Consider the following 15,546-nt stretch of genomic DNA (forward strand, 5'->3'; position numbering starts at 1 on the left):
AATATTATTCTAAATAATGGCAACAAATATTGTAATTCGAAGCAAGGATGACATCAAGAGCGCTGCAATACAATACGCTGCAATAGTAACCGTAGCATCTTTAGTTACAGCTGCGTTTGGTCATGCCATTTTTAGTATTATTATGTTTGTCCTGTTGGCCTTGTGGTTAATAAATAAATTTATGGATAGTAAACGAGTGTACATGATTGTACTAAAGGAAGATGATGTGGAAATCTATTTTCAAAATTTAAGACGCATTAAAACAGAAAAATTTAAGACGACAGATTTAAGTGCAGTGCTCAATAAAGAAGGAGGCCTAAGAGGCAAACCTTATTACGTGCTAGAGATAAGAGCGGCTAATAAAAATATTTGCTCTATTGAAACGCGAGATGGTTTTGAAGAATCTGCGTTAAGAAAAATATTTGCTTTGCTTTCAGCTACTCAACTGTCGCAACTACCTTGAGACAATGCTCTTTGCAACCATCTCGCTACTTCCTCGCCGACCCGCACGGCGGCTCTGCGGGTCGAGCAGCACCTACTGCATCCCGAGTTCGCATCATAGTTTCCGAAGCCGTATTTTATGCACGCCCACCGTTAGTAAACGCGCCAGCCATATCAGCCAGCCGGGCTCGCAGTAGCTGCAACAGCGTTTCCGTCAGCGCAGCGGTGTCTTTGAAATTATAGCGCAGGAAGATTACGCTGATGTCGCGAATGCCGTGCGCGAATACCCATTCGCCAAAATCCTTGTCTTCAGTTAAAATAAAGCGCGGCGGATTACGAGATAGCTCAATAATTGCCTCATCCGGCAGCCCGCGGTGCGCTTCGTAGATTGATTCGACCGCGAAGCCAGTGGCCCGCACCGCTTTGATAATGCCGTGGTCAATATTCTCGTCCGCCAGAATCACGCGACCAGCCCAATTATTTCTTCCTCCGCCAGCATGGCCGCCGCGTATTCTAGCGCGGCTTGCACGTCGGCGGCTTCCAACTGCGGGTACATGCGCAGCAAGTCGGCGGCCGTGGCGCCTTGTGCCAGCTTGCGCAAGAGCAGCTCCACGGTGAGCCGGGTGCCACGGATAACTGGTTTGCCCAGCATAATTTCGTGGCTGGCCGTAATTCTATCAAATGCCATATTCTTTGTTTTAATCGCCATTAAAATTATCGAAAAATCAGTTTGCTACGGTTTGTTTTGCAGCCACGCCACCACCTCCTCGCCCACCCGTACCGGCCGGCGGCTCTGCGGGTCGAGCAGCACCCACTGCGTTTCGGCTTCGCTCAGCAGCACGCCGTCGGCTTCGCGCTCCAGGCGGGTGAAGCGCTGGCACTGAGCGCCGCGCATTTCGCCGACCCAGGTGGTGGCGCGCAGCACGTCGCCGGCCAGGGCGGCTTGCAGGTAGCGGATGCGGTGCTCGCGCACGACCCAGACGTAGCGGCCCAGCGCCTCGGCCGGCACGATGGCGCGCCAGTGGGCGCCGGCCACGTCCTGCACCCAGCGCAGGTATTGCACGTTGTTGGCGTGGCCCAGCTCATCCATATCGCCTTCGGCGACGGTGAGCAGATGCGAAAATCGGAAAGCCTCGGCCATATAGCGCAAGGTAGCGCTGCCCGCGCTCTGCGCTCCCTCAGCGTCTCTTCTGCGTCCTCTGCGGTAAATAACGTTGCACGACCCCACAACATTCGGGCATCCATCCTGGAACTCAACGCATCCCAAAACTTCTGTCTATCTTTGACCCAACTCAAGAAACAGTGTTCTTGCGGTTGGCAGTAGGTAGGTGCGTGTCATCTCGTTGTGCTCTCCGTTTCGGCATCTACTTGACGACACCTTCAAAACCACCCCCATTATGCCTACCGGAACGGTAAAATTCTTCAATGAAACCAAAGGCTTTGGTTTCATCAAAAACGACGATACCGGCGAAGATATCTTCGTCCACGTCTCCGACCTGATGGTCAACCAGCTGCGCGAGAACGACAAAGTGCAGTTTGAAGTAGCGCAAGGCAAAAAAGGCCCGAACGCTGTGAAAGTCTCGCTTGTTTAAGCTTTGATTTTTAGATTTGAAAAGGCCCGCTTCCATTGGAAGCGGGCCTTTTTGTTTTTCTATAGTACTAAATTGTTCGTCATGCTGACGAAGGAAGCATCTTCTCGCCGCAGACCAAGTACGATATCATAATTGCAGGGTTCGTGTCTAGACGTCTGCGCCGTTTGGGCCAGGGGAGGGGGTAGGGAATTGATTACTGCGTCCAACCATTTGCGAGGGGATGCAAAGTGTTGCGTCTCTACATCGTTCATGCGTGATAAGATGCTTCGCAAGCTCAGCATGACAGATGATATGATTGTAGACTATTAGCTTTTGCGCCGTATTAGCCGTATCTTTGCACCCGCATTTGAGAATGGCCTACGTCGCCGGCAGCCGCTGCTGCCCGCCCAAGTTGTTGGCCTCGTTGTATTTCTGGTCGTTGTTTCCGCCTTATCGTCGTGTGAGTGGAGGGGGAAGAAATGGCACTGAGCCGGCTGTTTTCAGAGCGTAGTCTCTAATCCCAAAACCACATTTCCGATTTAATGGAAACCGAAAAAGAAAAAATCACCTTCGAGAGCCTCAACCTCTCGGCGGAAGTGCAGCGCGCCATCACCGAAATGGGCTACGAAGAAGCCTCGCCGATTCAGGCGGGCGCTATCCCGGTCCTGATGGCTGGGCGCGATGTAATCGGCCAGGCCCAGACGGGCACCGGCAAAACGGCGGCCTTCGCCATCCCCGCTATTGAGGGCGTCGACACGAATTCTCGCGATGTGCAGGTGCTCGTGCTCTGCCCCACGCGCGAACTCGCCGTGCAGGTATCGGGCGAAATCCAGAAGCTCGGCAAGTATAAGTCCGGTCTGGCCGTGGTGCCGATTTACGGCGGCTCGTCCTACGACCGGCAGTTCCGGGCCCTGGAGCGCGGCGTGCAAATCGTGATTGGCACGCCCGGCCGGGTCATGGACCACATCGAGCGCGGCACGCTCAAGCTGGATAAGGTGTCGAAAATCATCCTCGATGAGGCCGACGAAATGCTCGACATGGGCTTCCGCGAGGACATTGAGTTTGTGCTCACCAAAATGCCCGAAGACCACCAGACGGTGTTTTTCTCGGCCACGATGAGCAAGCCGATTATGGAATTGACCAAGAAATACCAGCGTGACCCGCAGGTAGTGAAGGTCAACCACCAGGCGATGACGGTGACCAACATCGAGCAGAGCTACTACGAGGTGCGCGGCCCGCAGAAAAAGGACGTGCTTACGCGCATCCTGGACATGTACAATCTGAAATCAACGATTGTATTCGCCAACACCAAGCGCATGGTCGATGAGATTGTGGCCGATTTGCAAGCCAAAGGCTATTTCGCCGAGGGCCTGCACGGCGACATGAGCCAGCAGCAGCGCCAGAACACGCTCGATAAATTTCGCAAAAACACGCTGGAAATCCTCGTGGCTACGGACGTAGCCGCCCGCGGCATCGACGTGGACAACGTGGAGGCCGTGTTCAACTACGACCTGCCCGCCGACGAGGAATACTACGTGCACCGCATCGGCCGCACCGGCCGGGCCGGCAAGTCGGGCCGCGCGTTCACGTTCGTGAGCGGGCGCGACATCTACAAGCTGCGCGACATCATGCGCTTCACCAAGGCGCAGATTAAACTGGAGCAGGTGCCCTCGTTTGCCGATGTGTCGGAGGTGAAAACCACGCTGTTCCTCAATCAGATAAAAGAGGTTATTGAGAAAGGAAACCTCGACAAGTACGTGGGCCGCGTGCAACGTTTGCTCGACCAAAGCGAGGAAATTACCTCGCTCGACATCGCCGCCGCGCTCCTGAAAATGAGCATGAAGGAAGACAAGCGCGCCGAGCAAAGCCTCGACGCCGGTCGCACGGCTGGCGCCGCCCGCCCCGGCTTCACGCGCCTCTTCGTCACGATGGGCAAGAAGGACCGCATTCACCCCCGCGACATCGTGGACCTGATTGGCGAGAGTGTGGACCTGCGCGGCGGCAAGGTCGGCGACATCGCGCTCTACGATAAGTTTAGCTTCGTGGAAGTGCCTTCGGAGTTTGCCCAGGACATTGTGGGCGCCCTTGGCCGCACCAGCATTCAGGGCCGGCCGGTCTCGTTCAATGTGGCTACCCCCGTGCAGGAAGGCGAAGCCCGGCAGGAAGGCACCACGCGCGGCGGTCCCGGCGGCTTCGGCGGCGCCAACGAAAACCGTCCGGCCCGGCTCTTTGGCAACCGCGAGGGGGGTAGCAGCTACGGCGGCGGTCAGCGTGACGGCGGCTCATCCTTCGGCGGGGGCTACAAAGGCAAGCGCGACGGCGAGAGCGGCGGTAGCTCCTACGGCGGCGGTTTCAGTCGCGGCGGCAGCTCCTACGGCAACCGTGAGGGCGGCTCGTCCTATGGTGGCGGCTACAAGGGTAAGCGCGACGGCGAAAGCGGTGGCGGTTACCGCGGTGGCAATAGCAACAGCGGCGGTAGCTCCTACGGCGGTCAGCGCGACGGCGGCAGCTCCTACGGCGGGGGTTACAAAGGCAAGCGCGACGTCAACGGCACCGGCTCTGGTGGTGCCAGCCGCCGCGAGGATAGTGCCCCGCCCCGTGCCCCGCGCAAGGATGATTTCGACGAATAGTGTCTGAATCACGGATTAAGCAGATTTAACGGATTAGTCGGATTTCGTAGCCGATTGCAATTAACTAATAACTAAAAAAGGCCGCTCGATGAGTGGCCTTTTTTAGTTATTAGTTAATCTAAGAGCAAACAGACTCGAGATGGAAGTTGACGGCTACGAAATCCGATTAATCCGTTAAATCTGCTTAATCCGTGGTTCAGACTAAGCCGCACTCTTCAGCGATTTAATCGTGCTGGTAGCGGCTTGAATGCCCTGGTACTGCTTTTCAATTACGCTTTGCAGCGCACTAGGCAAACCTTCGGCTTTCAGGGCTGCCTGATAAGCTTTTACGGCGACGTCTTCGCCGCGCTCACATTCGTTGAGGATGCTCTCGCGGTCTTTGCCGGTCACCAGGCCTTTGAGGTTGATGAAGGCGCGGTGCACTTTGCTGGTTACCGAGGTGCTTTCGTCGGGCTTCAGGTCCAGCTTAAACATCTGGTCTTCAATCTCATTGATGTAGCCTGAGCGCTGCACGGCAAATTGCTTAAATGTGTCCTTCAGGTCGGCGTCTTCCACGTCGGTCATGGCTTCGGCGTAACCTTTCTGACCTTCTTTCAGGGTTTCAACCAGCTCGTTGAGCAAGGTTTGGGTGGCTTTGGAGTCCATGCGGGAGAGTAAGTAAATGGGTGATGAGTTGTGCGTCTTTACTGCCTAAACAGGGGTAGGGTTGCGCTCAGAGAGGGGGGTAGGGAACTGGGTTCGCCTATTTATTGGCCATTGCCCGCCCCGCCAGAAAGCCCGTCGTCCAGGCGGCCTGGAAGTTGAAGCCGCCGGTGATGCCGTCCACATCCAGCACCTCACCGGCGAAGTGCAGGCCCGGCACGCGGCGGCTCTGCATGGTTTTCAGGTCCACTTCGCTGAGCGGGATTCCGCCGCAGGTCACGAACTCGTCCTTGTGCGTCGTTTTGCCCTGCACGCCGAGCGGCGTGCGCAGCAGCAGTTCCAGCAGCTTGCTTTGGGCTTTGGCGGGCAACTCATTCCAGCGGGTTTCGGCGCCTACCCCCGCCTCGGTGGCCAGGGTGCGCCACAGGCGCTGCGGCAGGCCGAGAATGGGGTTGGCGCCGATGATTTTCTTCCCGTTCTGGTGGCGGTATTCCTGGAGCCAGGCGCGCAAGGTCTCGTCGGTGTGGACGGGCAGCCAGTTGATGAGGGCCGTGCCGGTATACTGTAGCTCGCTGAGGCGGCGGGCGCCCCAGGCCGAGAGCTTGAGCACGGCCGGGCCGCTCAGACCCCAGTGCGTGACGAGCACCGGGCCTTCATATTGCAGCTTTTCGCCCGCCAGCTGCACCCGCGCCAGCGGCACGCTCAGGCCCGGCAGCTCGCGCAGGGGCGAAGCCGGCACGTTGAAGGTGAACAGCGAGGGCACCGGCTCGGCGATGCTGTGGCCCAGCGCCCGGAGCCAGTCGTAGCCGCCCGACTTGGGGTGGCCGCCGGTGGCAATCAGCAGCTTGGCCACGCGCAGGGGGGGTAGGGAACTGGCGCCCGCGCCGCTGAGGGTCAGCTCGAAGCCGCCTTCGGGCAACAGCTCAATAGCTTCGGCGCTGGTGTTGAGCAGCACTTGCACGCCGGCTTGCCGGGCCGCGTCTTCGAGGGCGCGGGCTACGGTTTCGCTGCTGTCGGTGACGGGAAACATGCGGCCGTCGGCTTCGGTCTTGAGCTGTACGCCGCGCCGGGCAAACCAAGCCACGGTTTCGTCCGTGCCAAACTGCCGGAACGCTTCCTTGAGCTGCCGGCCGCCGCGCGGGTAGTGCTGCACGAGCTGCGCCGCGCTCTCGCAGGCGTGGGTGACGTTGCAGCGCCCGCCGCCCGAAATGCGCACCTTGCCCAGCGTTTTGCCGGTTTTTTCGAGCAGGAAAACCGTCAACTGCGGGTTAGCTTCGGCGCAGGCAATGGCCCCAAAAAAGCCGGCCGCGCCGCCGCCGATGACGGCTACCGTCTGGGCCGGGACTAACTCTTTTTTCACCGGGCAAAGGTACGGCAGGGTGAGGCAGGACGCTGCCGATTTCCTACCCCCACCCTGCAAGACAACCTAGCAATACGCCAGTGCCGCCAGCAAATCGTCGTGCTGGAAGGGGTAGGGCACCAGCCGGCGCAGCAGCGAGCAGTCGATGGTTTTGCCGCTACCGCCGTTCTCGGCGAACGTGGGCGGCTCCAGGCCCAGGTACTGCGCGGCGGCAGGGTAAAAGTCGCGCCGCCGCGGGTGGTCGGTGGTGCACACGTTGAAAGTATGACCCCAGGCCTGGTGCTCGATGATGCACTGAAGCACGCCCACCGCATCGGTGAGGTGCAGCAGGTTCACAGGCGCGTCGCCCTGTGGCAGCTCGCGGCGGCCGGCCAGAAAGCGCCCCGGCGCCCGGCCCGGCCCGATGAGGCCGCCCAGGCGCACCACCGTGCTCAGCCACTGCCCGTAGCGGGGCACGAAGTGGCCCTCGGCCCGCAGCACGTCGGAAGCGGCATCGCGGGTGCTCAGGGCATCGGTCTCGTGCATGAGGCGCGGCGCGTCGGGATACACGCTGGTCGAAGACACAAACAGCACCCGCCGCACACCGGCCGCGGCCACGGCCCGGTGCACGGGGCGCAGCAGGGTGGGGTAGGCGCCGGCCGCAGCGGCGCGGGGCGGCACGTTCAGAATCAGGGTGTCGGCGCCGCTCAGCAGCGTCAGCAGCCCGGCTTCATCGGCGGGGCCAAAGTCGGTGCCCAGCCGCAGCAGGTGCGCCTCGATGCCGGCCGCGGCCAGCACCGGCAGCTGTTCGGGCGAGGTGGTGGAGCCCGCCACCCGGTAGCCGGCCGCCACCAGCGCCCGCGCCAGCGGCAGGCCCAGCCAGCCGCAGCCCAGAATAGCGACGGTACCCAGGGTGGCCGGGGCCGAAGAAGCGGGAGCAGGAGGCAGAATCATAGCGGGGACAAAGGACGAGCAGATGCCGGCTGAGGCCGGGCCGGAGGGAAAACAAAAATCGGGCAAGAATACTACTCAGTCTAGGTAGTGGGGCGCGAGGAGCCCGGCGGCTGGCTGAACGGCCCGCTGCAACAGCCGAACCTGTACCTTCGCCCAAACAGGGGCGCCGGCGCTGGCGGGCGCCGGCTGGCCGTCTTACTCCCTCCTAATTCTTGCTCATGACCCCTACCCCCCACACTCAGCCCATGCTGCGCGACAATGCCCTGCAAGGCAAAACCATCATCGTGACCGGCGGGGGCACTGGTCTGGGCCGGGCCATGACCACCTACTTCTTGCAGCTCGGCGCCAACGTCACCATCACCAGCCGCAAGCTCGACGTGCTGGAAACGACCGCCGCCGAGCTGCGGCAGCAAACCGGCGGCCGGGTGCTGGCCGTGGCCTGCGACGTGCGCAAGTACGACGAGATTGAGGCCATGCTGGCGCAGACCATCGCCGAGTTCGGCGGCGTCGATGTGCTGCTCAATAATGCGGCCGGCAACTTCATCAGCCCCACCGAGCGTCTGAGTCACAAGGGGTTCGACGTAATCGTGGACATCGTGCTGCGCGGCACTTACAACTGCACGCTGGCCGTGGGCAAGCGCTGGATTGCCGATAAAAAGCCTGGCACCATCCTCAACATCGTCACCACCTACGCCTCCGTGGGCTCGGCCTACGTGGTGCCCTCAGCGGCGGCCAAGGCGGGCGTGCTGGCCATCACCCGCTCGCTGGCCGTCGAGTGGGCCAAGTATGGCATCCGCTCCAACGCCATTGCGCCCGGCCCGTTTCCCACCGAGGGCGCCTGGAGCCGCCTTTTCCCCGAGCCGCTGGCCTCGAAGCTCGACCCGGCCGCGAGCGTGCCGCTCAAGCGCGTGGGCCAGTACCAGGAACTGGCCAACCTGGCGGCCTATCTCGTGTCTGATTTCTCGGCCTACGTCAACGGCGAGGTCGTCACCATCGACGGCGGCGAGTGGCTCAACGGCGCCGGCGAGTTTAATAAACTCGAAATGCTGACGCCCGACATGTGGGATATGATTGAGAAAACCATGCGCCGCTGAATCGCAGATAGGGCAGATAAAGCCGTAGATTCCGCTGATGACCGCTTGACGTTAGATGATGTGCTGACGTTTGATATGTTCTACTAGGTTCAGGTGAACATCATCCGTTATCAAAGTGTCATCCTGCTGCCGAACATCATCTGCGGAATCAGTGGCCTCATCTGCACCATCTGTACCATCTGCGATTAAAAGTGGTAGCCTTTATACTTCGTGCTGAACTCTTCCGGCGGAATGGGCTGATTGGCCACCACGTCGAAAAATTCAAACCGCTCGAACAGCCCCTTGTCGTCGAGCACCTGCACGGCCATCGGCAGGTACGTTTTCGGGTCCACGCACACTACCGTGCGGCGGCCGTAGGCGTTGGGCACTTGCAGCACCTTGCCTTCGGGGATGGCGGCGCCGACGCTTAGGCCGTTGCGCTCCAGCACCCGGAACTCGCCGCAGCCGAAGCGGTTGGCTACGGTGCTCACGGTTTCGCGGGGGCCGGCCTTGTAGCTGACGTACTTAAATTGTGGAAAATCGGAGCGCAGCACGTAGCAGGTGCGGCCTTGCAGGGTGCTGTCGCCGACGTAGCGAAACGAGCGGCTAAAGGCATTATCCTGGCGCAGGCCGGTGGTGCGCGTCAGGTCGGCGATGGTGCCGAAGCCGGCTTGTAGCGCCGTGTGGTGCTGGTTGCGCCGCATAAGCGAGCCGTTGGGGTCGAGGCTGAGCGTCACGTAAGGGAAGCTGGCCGGGTACACCCAGGCGTCGCCGTCGTTCTGGCCCGTCACCCAGAGCACCTCAATGTTCTTCTGGTTTTTAATATAGACCCGCAAGGGGTTGAAGCTCAACTTCATCTGCGAGCCGGCCTGGTTTATCTTGCCGCCAACCCGCTCCTGCGCCCGCACGCTGCAGCGCAGATAGCGCAGGCTCTCAATGGTGGTGCTCAGCCGCGAAATCAGCTGCTCGGTGGTGATGGGCGCCGCCGCTTCCTGAGGGGGGGTAGGGCGCGCCGCCAGCCCGCCGCCCACCACCAGCGGAACAAGCCAGCCAACCCAACGCCCACCACGGACAAACAACAAGCTCATAAAGCAGATACGACAAACCAGAATAGAACGTAAGAGCAACCAGGCCGCCCTGCCCACAAACGTGCCAAACTAGGCGCGGCGCCGTTAGTTAAGGCTGATGCGCGGAAAGCGCGAGGCGGCGCTGTCGAAGATGAAAAGCTCATCAATCTCGACGCCGTGCAAATAGCTGTAGAGTGGAAACTGCTCGACCACGGCCCGCACCGCCGCCGTGTCGGCGGCATTAATGGTGACCCAGCCCCGGCTGCGGTCGGCGCTGATGGCGTAGGCCTCCACCACGTTATCGGCCAGCAGCTGGTTGATAAACGCCCGGTGACGCGGAATGAGGGCCATGAAATCCTCGTCAAAGGACTCCGGCAGCCGAAGGGAAACAACGAACATGGGCATAGGTGGGCGGCACGCGGCCGGGGGCGTAAACGCCGCTTGCGCCCGGAAAGTTAGCCGCCAGCGGCCGGAGCGGGCAACTTTTCTGCCCCGCAGCCGAAGAAGCAGCCTATGCAATTCAGTGTTATCACGCCCACCCATCAGCGGGCGAGCCTGCTGCCCGAGGCCGTGGCCAGCGTCCGGGCCAGCATCACCGACCCGCTGGACTTCTCCTTCGAGCACCTGCTCCACGACAACGGCTCGACCGACGACACGGCGGCGTTCCTGCGGGCCGCCGCCGCCGCGCCCGGCCCGCCGCTGCGCTTCTGGCAGCACCCGCAGCGCCAGTTTGCCGGTGCCGCCCGCAACCAGCTCATCGCCCAGGCCGCGCCCACCGCCTGGCTGCTCCCACTCGATGACGACGACGTGCTGCTCCAGCGCACCCTCTACCACTATGCCGACCACGTGCGGCGCTACCCGGCCCGCAGCTGGTTTGTGGCCGATTTCCTGCGTATGGACGCCATCGGGCGCTATTTGCCGGGCGAAGACTACTATACCTGGCGCTTCGACACGCCGGGCGCCATGCTGCAAGCCATCTTTCGGGCCGAGCACTTCATTCAGGGCAATGTGTGCTTCAGCCACGCCTTCTTCGACCAGGTAGGCGGCTACGACGAAACGTTTAAGCTAGCCGAGGACCTGGACTTGTACGTGCGATTTCTGCTGGCCGGGCAGCTGCCGGGCGTCTGCTCGCACATCAGCCACCTGCACCGCTTTCACGATAAAAACGTCAGCATCGGCGTCAACGCCGCCCGCCACCAAGCCGATTTACGCATCATCTACGATAAATACGCCCCGCAGTTAGCCCAGCAGGGAATTGAGCGGCCTTGACAGAAACCTCATAAAATCCCTATCCCCCTTAGCTAAGTGAAAGACCTGCCCCTGCGGAGGCTTTCGCTTAGCTAAGGGGGTAGGGATTTTAGTCGGCTGCGTGCCAGCTGATTACGAGAGATTAAGAATGACCTAACTCGGCCACGGCCGGCAGCTGCTTGTCGCCGCGGGCCGGCTGCGCGGCTGCGTCGGGGCGCGGGCCGTCAACGGCTACGGCCGCCGTCTTTTCCCAGTCGCGGAAGCGAGAGATTTCAACCTGGAAGCTGCCGACAAACCAGCTAATCAAGCTCAAATCGTCGAGAAAGCCCAGCACGGGAATAAAGTCCGGCACCAAATCAATCGGCGAGAGTACGTAGAGGAGCACGGCCAGGCCCGAAACAATGGTTTTGGGCGAAATCTGGCGGTAGTCGCCACTGACGTAGCTGCGCACGAGCCGCACCACCGTCAGCATCACGTCGAAGAGCTGCCGGAATTTGTTGTCCTTACTCTTTTGGTCGGCCAGCTTGTCGGCCACCTCATTCAACAGCGTTACCACCTTAAAGGGGCGGCCCAGCAGCCGGCCAGCCCGGCTCATAAAGACGTTGAAAAGCGCGTTTTTGGAAAGCTGAAAGCCTTTTTCTGCTAGAGAAGACATGAAAAATAAGTGAAGTGAGGCTAGCTGTACGCAAGCCCCGCCTTGGCGTTTCCCTACCCCCCGCCCGCCACCGCAAGTCGGCCGGTCTTAGCGCTCGAAGAAGCAGGCCGTGCCGCCCACCCAGTCCTTGTTCTTGTTAAAATCGACGCCAATCATCTCCCCGCGGCTCAAGCGCCCTAGGCTCGTGAGTAAGGTTGGGCGCGCCGCATCCTTGGGCCAGGCGTAGAGCAAGCGAATCTCGGCTTTTACCAGGCCGTCGGGCGACTGCACCACCGGCTCATACACCACTTTGCGCTGCAATAAGTAATTCGACTTATCAGTAATTGCGTCCAGTTCCGCCGCCGTCACGTGCAGCTTTACACCGCTGCCGGCAAAAGAGAATAATGGCTTTAAGACGTAGTTATTTAAATCGGGGGGGTAGGCAGCGAGCTTATCTAAATAATAGCTCGGCGGCACATAGGGGCCGTGCAGCAGCGGCAGGGTGTATTTGCTGATGCGGAAAAACCAGCTCGGATGACCGACCCATTCCACATTCACGTCTTCCGTTAAATTAAATTCTAACTGCAAATTAGAGTGCTGCGCTAATTCATCAAAAATAACGCGATTATAAATGCGCTTAATTTCAATTTCGCGGCCTTCTTTTTCGTAATAAAGCTGCCGGCCGCGCCGCCGCACCTTGGTCAGGCACACCGTGGTCAGGCCCCAATTCCGCTCCGAAAGCGCGAAGTCGATCCGCGTTTTCTGGCGCTCCGGAAATAGCTCCAGCAAAATAACGTGCTCCGGCGCCGCATCAGCCAGCACCAGCTCGCGCATCTTGGCGTGGTAGGCGGCTGCGTCGGGCACGTTGAAAACGGCCGTTACCGAATCATCAATTGGATAAAATCGCCGAAATATATCAGCCAGATAAACCTGAAACGCATAAAGCGAAGCAAAGCCTTGCAACTCAATCAATTGTGGAGTCAGCTCGCCAGCCTCATCGCGGCAAACGGCAAAATCCAGGGCCAGCAGCGAAGTGTGCGCGTTTTCGTGCGGCACGCGCTGCGCAGCCGGAATCGCGGCGGCCGTGCGCTCCTGAAAGTCGGGCGCTGTGAGCACATCGATGATGCTTTCGCCGGCAGCCAGCAGCTTGTCGCGCAGCCCGGCGGGCACGAAAATCGGTGTTTCCGCCACCCGAAACTCCATTTGCCCCGGCAACTCCTGCTCGATAGCGGCCAGCATCTGCTGGTAGCGCACCGGCGTGAAGGCCGCGTTAAACTGCTGGCGGAGCGCGGATATCATAAGCTCAGGTGCTGGCAGTGAAGGAATTTAGGCGGCCGTAGCGAGTCGGGACGCGGGTTGGCTGGCTACGGCCGCCCCGGCGTCCGTCAGGTGGCTCAGGGCCTGCCGCAGGAAGCTCGGCATGATGACCGACTCGGTTAGCTCAATCGTGTCGGGGTCGCGCAACATAGCCACCATCTCTTGGTATTTGGCTTCGCCATAGGTAGTTATCACCTGCGTGCGCCGCTCGTCGGTGAGCATGTAGCGCAGTATTCCGTCGCCGTCGGCTTCGGGGTGAAACTGGGTGCCGAAGATTTCGGGCGTGAAGCGAATGGCCATCAGGGCGCGGGCGAGCGGCACGTGGGGCCGCTCTTTCTCCAGGCACATGACTTCGGCGCCCAGCTCTTCGAGGCGGTGGAAGTCGGGCAGCGTCACCTGATAATCGCGCGAATCGACCGCGAAAAACGGCTCCGGCAAACCCGCCAGCAGCGGCTCGTGCTGGCCGGCCGCGGTCTTGTGCATAGACAGCACCCCAAACGACGTGGACTTGCGCTTGCTCAGCGTGCCGATGCCCAAGTGGCGGCAGGCCAACTGAAACGAGTGGCAAATCAGCAGCAGGTATTTTTTGCGCGTCGCGGTGCGGTTCCAGGCGAAAAGCTGGTCGAGCAAAGCAAAATAGAGCGCTTCCCAGGTCTCAGCGCTGGGCAGCGGACTGCCCGGCCCGCCGCTGGAGATGTAGATATCGAAGCTCAGATCGGGCAGCTCACTGGCGCCGCGAACATTAAATATCTTGACGGCAAACTCCTGGCCCAGCGTGAGCTGGCTGCGGTCAATCAGTTGGTGAATACAGCGCATCCCCTCGTTGGCGGCGCCGGCATACATATCTAGAATGGCAATTTTTACGACGGACATAAAGAGAGCAAAGCACAACAACAGTTGCGGTACGGTAGGTGAAATCAGAAATCGGGTCGGCAATGGCGGCTGTCCGCCCGCAAGGGGGGTGGGGATAAGCCCCGGGCAAACGCCTGCAACGCAGCGCCGCCGCCGGGCGTTTCACCGCGCCGCAGAAGCCGAACCGATTCTGTTGATTACCAGCCCTTACAGGCCGTGCACGGTTTCGGCCAGAATGTAGTCCACCACCTTGGTCAGGTCGCCGGTTTCGCGGAACACGTGCAGCTGCCGGTCGGCGCCGGTGCCCATTTCCATCATCTGGAGCACGTATTCTACCTCGTGGCGGCTGCCCAGCTCATCCACCACGTCATCGACGAAGTCAAGCAGCTCCAGAATCAACTTGCGGGTCGGCACTTCCTCCTGTTTGCCAAAATCGACCATTTCGCCATCGAGGCCGTAGCGGGCGGCGCGCCATTTATTTTCCTTGATAAGCGAGCTGCGATAGAGCCGAAAGTTCAGGTTCTGGCTTTTGAGCTTATAGATTTTCGCCACCAGCGCCTGCATCACGGCCGCCACGGCGATACACTCGTCGGGCCGCATCATCATGTCGCAGATGCGGTACTCAATGGTATCAAAAAACGGGTGCAGCCGCAGGTCCCACCATATTTTCTTGCCATTATCGATGCAGCCCGTTTTTACCAGCAAGGCCACGAACTCGTCGTATTCGCTGGCGCTGGTAAAATAATCCGGAATGCCGGTGCGCGGAAACCGCTCGAATACCTTGGTGCGGAACGACTTATAGCCCGTTTCCCTACCCTCCCAAAACGGCGAGTTGGTGCTCAACGCGAACAGGTGGGGTAGGAAATAGCGCAGCGTATTCATCATGTACACGCCCGCGTCGCGGCTCTCGATGCCGACGTGCACGTGCATCCCAAATACCAGATTGGAGCGCGCCGCTTCCTGCAATTCTTCCACTATTTTATCGTAGCGCGCGTCGGGCGTAATCGGCTGGTCCTGCCAGCGCGAAAACGGGTGCGTGCCGGCCGCCGCTATTTTCAAACCTACTTTATCGGCCAGCTCAATTACCTGGCGGCGCAAATGAAAAACTTCGGTGCGCGCCTCGTCGATATTCTTGCAAATAGTGGTGCCGACTTCCACCACCGCCTCGTGCATTTCGGCCTTTACCTGCTCGTGGAGCGTGACGCGGCCGTTTTCCACGATTTTCGACATGTGTGAGCGCAACTCGCGCGTGTGCGGGTCGATGGTTTGAAATTCTTCTTCGATACCAAGCGTGAACGTAGGCATAATCGAAAATAAGTAAGTTTAAAAATGCCCAGTAGCGCGGACTTTGCAGTCCGCGAATGAACAGACTTAGCAATTAATTAAAATAAACTGTTCAACTCGCGGACTACAGAGTCCGCGCTACTTTCTGGCCCGTTTGGGTTTAGCTACCTCCACGCCATCTTCGTGCGGCGCGGGCGTGGCTTTCACCGCTTTCGGAGTGGCCGGCTTTTTCGGCGCTGATGCTTTCGGCGTCGCCGAGACCTTGGCCGCTTTGGGGGGGGTAGGGGCCGCCCCGCCGGGGCCTTGCGCCGAGTGCCGCACGAACGTGCCCCAGGTCAGATTATCCGCGCCCGGCCGCTGCGCCTGCGCCCGCTCGATGGCCAGGTTGGCGGCGGCTTCCACCACCCACTCAAAGTTGTGCTGGCCCACCGAGTTCACATCGGCGTCGGGGGCGGGGTTGCCGAAGTCGATAGCCAGCGGAATGCCGTCGCGCA

General features: G+C 60.1%; 17 protein-coding genes and 1 pseudogene. 5 read left to right on the plus strand and 13 right to left on the minus strand.

Annotation, left to right across the window (positions count from 1 at the left end; translation table 11 throughout):
• The first annotated feature begins 16 nt into the window (after positions 1-16).
• Positions 17-463: a hypothetical protein gene (locus ACFE70_RS15090; RefSeq protein WP_375418598.1), complete on the plus strand. Its 447-nt coding sequence runs from the start codon at positions 17-19 to the stop codon at positions 461-463.
• 115 nt (positions 464-578) lie between these two features.
• Here the strand turns inward: ACFE70_RS15090 and ACFE70_RS15095 are convergent, their stop codons facing one another.
• The 3 genes from ACFE70_RS15095 to ACFE70_RS15105 are packed head-to-tail and all read right to left on the minus strand — an operon-like array spanning position 579 to position 1,582.
• Positions 579-905: a DUF5615 family PIN-like protein gene (locus ACFE70_RS15095; protein WP_375418599.1), complete on the minus strand. Its 327-nt coding sequence runs from the start codon at positions 903-905 to the stop codon at positions 579-581.
• Positions 902-1,150, minus strand: a complete 249-nt coding sequence (locus tag ACFE70_RS15100; RefSeq protein ID WP_375418600.1) for a DUF433 domain-containing protein — start codon at positions 1,148-1,150, stop codon at positions 902-904. The genes ACFE70_RS15095 and ACFE70_RS15100 overlap by 4 nt, the downstream gene beginning before the upstream one ends.
• 24 nt (positions 1,151-1,174) lie before the next feature.
• Positions 1,175-1,582, minus strand: a complete 408-nt coding sequence (locus ACFE70_RS15105; protein ID WP_375418601.1) for an acyl-CoA thioesterase — start codon at positions 1,580-1,582, stop codon at positions 1,175-1,177.
• A gap of 256 nt (positions 1,583-1,838) precedes the next feature.
• Between ACFE70_RS15105 and ACFE70_RS15110 the strand changes: the two genes are divergently transcribed.
• Both ACFE70_RS15110 and ACFE70_RS15115 read left to right on the plus strand, forming a co-directional pair.
• Complete coding sequence (locus tag ACFE70_RS15110) at positions 1,839-2,033, plus strand: cold-shock protein (protein WP_375418602.1); 195 nt, start codon at positions 1,839-1,841, stop codon at positions 2,031-2,033.
• A gap of 521 nt (positions 2,034-2,554) precedes the next feature.
• Positions 2,555-4,642, plus strand: coding sequence for a DEAD/DEAH box helicase (locus ACFE70_RS15115; protein WP_375418603.1), 2,088 nt, complete (start codon positions 2,555-2,557; stop codon positions 4,640-4,642).
• A 201-nt stretch (positions 4,643-4,843) separates the two neighbouring features.
• Here the strand turns inward: ACFE70_RS15115 and ACFE70_RS15120 are convergent, their stop codons facing one another.
• The 3 genes from ACFE70_RS15120 to ACFE70_RS15130 all read right to left on the minus strand — a co-directional run bounded on the left by ACFE70_RS15120 (position 4,844) and on the right by ACFE70_RS15130 (position 7,577).
• The gene (locus ACFE70_RS15120; RefSeq protein WP_375418604.1) at positions 4,844-5,287 is read right to left on the minus strand and encodes a PA2169 family four-helix-bundle protein; all 444 of its coding nucleotides are present in this window, start codon (positions 5,285-5,287) and stop codon (positions 4,844-4,846) included.
• A 97-nt stretch (positions 5,288-5,384) separates the two neighbouring features.
• A complete protein-coding gene (locus tag ACFE70_RS15125; RefSeq protein WP_375418605.1) occupies positions 5,385-6,644 on the minus strand; it encodes an NAD(P)/FAD-dependent oxidoreductase in 1,260 nt (419 codons plus the stop codon).
• A 66-nt stretch (positions 6,645-6,710) separates the two neighbouring features.
• Positions 6,711-7,577, minus strand: coding sequence for an NAD(P)H-binding protein (locus ACFE70_RS15130; protein ID WP_375418606.1), 867 nt, complete (start codon positions 7,575-7,577; stop codon positions 6,711-6,713).
• 218 nt (positions 7,578-7,795) lie between these two features.
• Between ACFE70_RS15130 and ACFE70_RS15135 the strand changes: the two genes are divergently transcribed.
• Positions 7,796-8,671: an SDR family oxidoreductase gene (locus ACFE70_RS15135; RefSeq protein ID WP_375418607.1), complete on the plus strand. Its 876-nt coding sequence runs from the start codon at positions 7,796-7,798 to the stop codon at positions 8,669-8,671.
• 185 nt (positions 8,672-8,856) lie between these two features.
• On the opposite strand, the gene ACFE70_RS15140 is transcribed toward ACFE70_RS15135, so the two are convergent.
• Positions 8,857-9,738: a DUF1571 domain-containing protein gene (locus tag ACFE70_RS15140; protein WP_375418608.1), complete on the minus strand. Its 882-nt coding sequence runs from the start codon at positions 9,736-9,738 to the stop codon at positions 8,857-8,859.
• 84 nt (positions 9,739-9,822) lie between these two features.
• Positions 9,823-10,116: a hypothetical protein gene (locus ACFE70_RS15145; protein ID WP_375418609.1), complete on the minus strand. Its 294-nt coding sequence runs from the start codon at positions 10,114-10,116 to the stop codon at positions 9,823-9,825.
• A gap of 114 nt (positions 10,117-10,230) precedes the next feature.
• Between ACFE70_RS15145 and ACFE70_RS15150 the strand changes: the two genes are divergently transcribed.
• Positions 10,231-10,986, plus strand: a complete 756-nt coding sequence (locus ACFE70_RS15150) for a glycosyltransferase family 2 protein (RefSeq protein ID WP_375418610.1) — start codon at positions 10,231-10,233, stop codon at positions 10,984-10,986.
• A gap of 121 nt (positions 10,987-11,107) precedes the next feature.
• Here ACFE70_RS15150 and ACFE70_RS15155 read toward each other — a convergent pair whose 3' ends face one another.
• The 5 genes and pseudogenes from ACFE70_RS15155 to ACFE70_RS15175 form a co-directional block, all read right to left on the minus strand.
• Positions 11,108-11,620 carry a YkvA family protein gene (locus ACFE70_RS15155; RefSeq protein ID WP_375418611.1) on the minus strand — a complete coding sequence of 171 codons (513 nt, stop codon included), beginning with the start codon at positions 11,618-11,620 and terminating at the stop codon, positions 11,108-11,110.
• Between the two features lie 87 nt (positions 11,621-11,707).
• A complete protein-coding gene (locus tag ACFE70_RS15160; RefSeq protein ID WP_375418612.1) occupies positions 11,708-12,898 on the minus strand; it encodes a hypothetical protein in 1,191 nt (396 codons plus the stop codon).
• 27 nt (positions 12,899-12,925) lie between these two features.
• Positions 12,926-13,789: a type 1 glutamine amidotransferase gene (locus ACFE70_RS15165; protein ID WP_375418613.1), complete on the minus strand. Its 864-nt coding sequence runs from the start codon at positions 13,787-13,789 to the stop codon at positions 12,926-12,928.
• Between the two features lie 186 nt (positions 13,790-13,975).
• Positions 13,976-15,073, minus strand: a complete 1,098-nt coding sequence (locus ACFE70_RS15170; RefSeq protein ID WP_375418614.1) for a carboxylate-amine ligase — start codon at positions 15,071-15,073, stop codon at positions 13,976-13,978.
• Between the two features lie 117 nt (positions 15,074-15,190).
• Positions 15,191-15,546 (minus strand): annotated as a pseudogene (locus ACFE70_RS15175) (hypothetical protein); the annotation flags it as partial.

Source organism: uncultured Hymenobacter sp. (assembly GCF_964243305.1).
GTDB lineage: Bacteria > Bacteroidota > Bacteroidia > Cytophagales > Hymenobacteraceae > Hymenobacter.

What these genes read in the sequence shown, in the direction of transcription:
- ACFE70_RS15090 (WP_375418598.1), top strand. Translation starts at nt 17, where the DNA reads ATGGCAACAAATATTGTAATTCGAAGCAAGGATGACATCAAGAGCGCT.
- ACFE70_RS15100 (WP_375418600.1), bottom strand. Translation starts at nt 1,150, where the DNA reads ATGGCGATTAAAACAAAGAATATGGCATTTGATAGAATTACGGCCAGC.
- ACFE70_RS15105 (WP_375418601.1), bottom strand. Translation starts at nt 1,582, where the DNA reads ATGGCCGAGGCTTTCCGATTTTCGCATCTGCTCACCGTCGCCGAAGGC.
- ACFE70_RS15110 (WP_375418602.1), top strand. Translation starts at nt 1,839, where the DNA reads ATGCCTACCGGAACGGTAAAATTCTTCAATGAAACCAAAGGCTTTGGT.
- ACFE70_RS15115 (WP_375418603.1), top strand. Translation starts at nt 2,555, where the DNA reads ATGGAAACCGAAAAAGAAAAAATCACCTTCGAGAGCCTCAACCTCTCG.
- ACFE70_RS15120 (WP_375418604.1), bottom strand. Translation starts at nt 5,287, where the DNA reads ATGGACTCCAAAGCCACCCAAACCTTGCTCAACGAGCTGGTTGAAACC.
- ACFE70_RS15130 (WP_375418606.1), bottom strand. Translation starts at nt 7,577, where the DNA reads ATGATTCTGCCTCCTGCTCCCGCTTCTTCGGCCCCGGCCACCCTGGGT.
- ACFE70_RS15135 (WP_375418607.1), top strand. Translation starts at nt 7,796, where the DNA reads ATGACCCCTACCCCCCACACTCAGCCCATGCTGCGCGACAATGCCCTG.
- ACFE70_RS15140 (WP_375418608.1), bottom strand. Translation starts at nt 9,738, where the DNA reads ATGAGCTTGTTGTTTGTCCGTGGTGGGCGTTGGGTTGGCTGGCTTGTT.
- ACFE70_RS15145 (WP_375418609.1), bottom strand. Translation starts at nt 10,116, where the DNA reads ATGTTCGTTGTTTCCCTTCGGCTGCCGGAGTCCTTTGACGAGGATTTC.
- ACFE70_RS15150 (WP_375418610.1), top strand. Translation starts at nt 10,231, where the DNA reads ATGCAATTCAGTGTTATCACGCCCACCCATCAGCGGGCGAGCCTGCTG.
- ACFE70_RS15155 (WP_375418611.1), bottom strand. Translation starts at nt 11,620, where the DNA reads ATGTCTTCTCTAGCAGAAAAAGGCTTTCAGCTTTCCAAAAACGCGCTT.
- ACFE70_RS15160 (WP_375418612.1), bottom strand. Translation starts at nt 12,898, where the DNA reads ATGATATCCGCGCTCCGCCAGCAGTTTAACGCGGCCTTCACGCCGGTG.
- ACFE70_RS15165 (WP_375418613.1), bottom strand. Translation starts at nt 13,789, where the DNA reads ATGTCCGTCGTAAAAATTGCCATTCTAGATATGTATGCCGGCGCCGCC.
- ACFE70_RS15170 (WP_375418614.1), bottom strand. Translation starts at nt 15,073, where the DNA reads ATGCCTACGTTCACGCTTGGTATCGAAGAAGAATTTCAAACCATCGAC.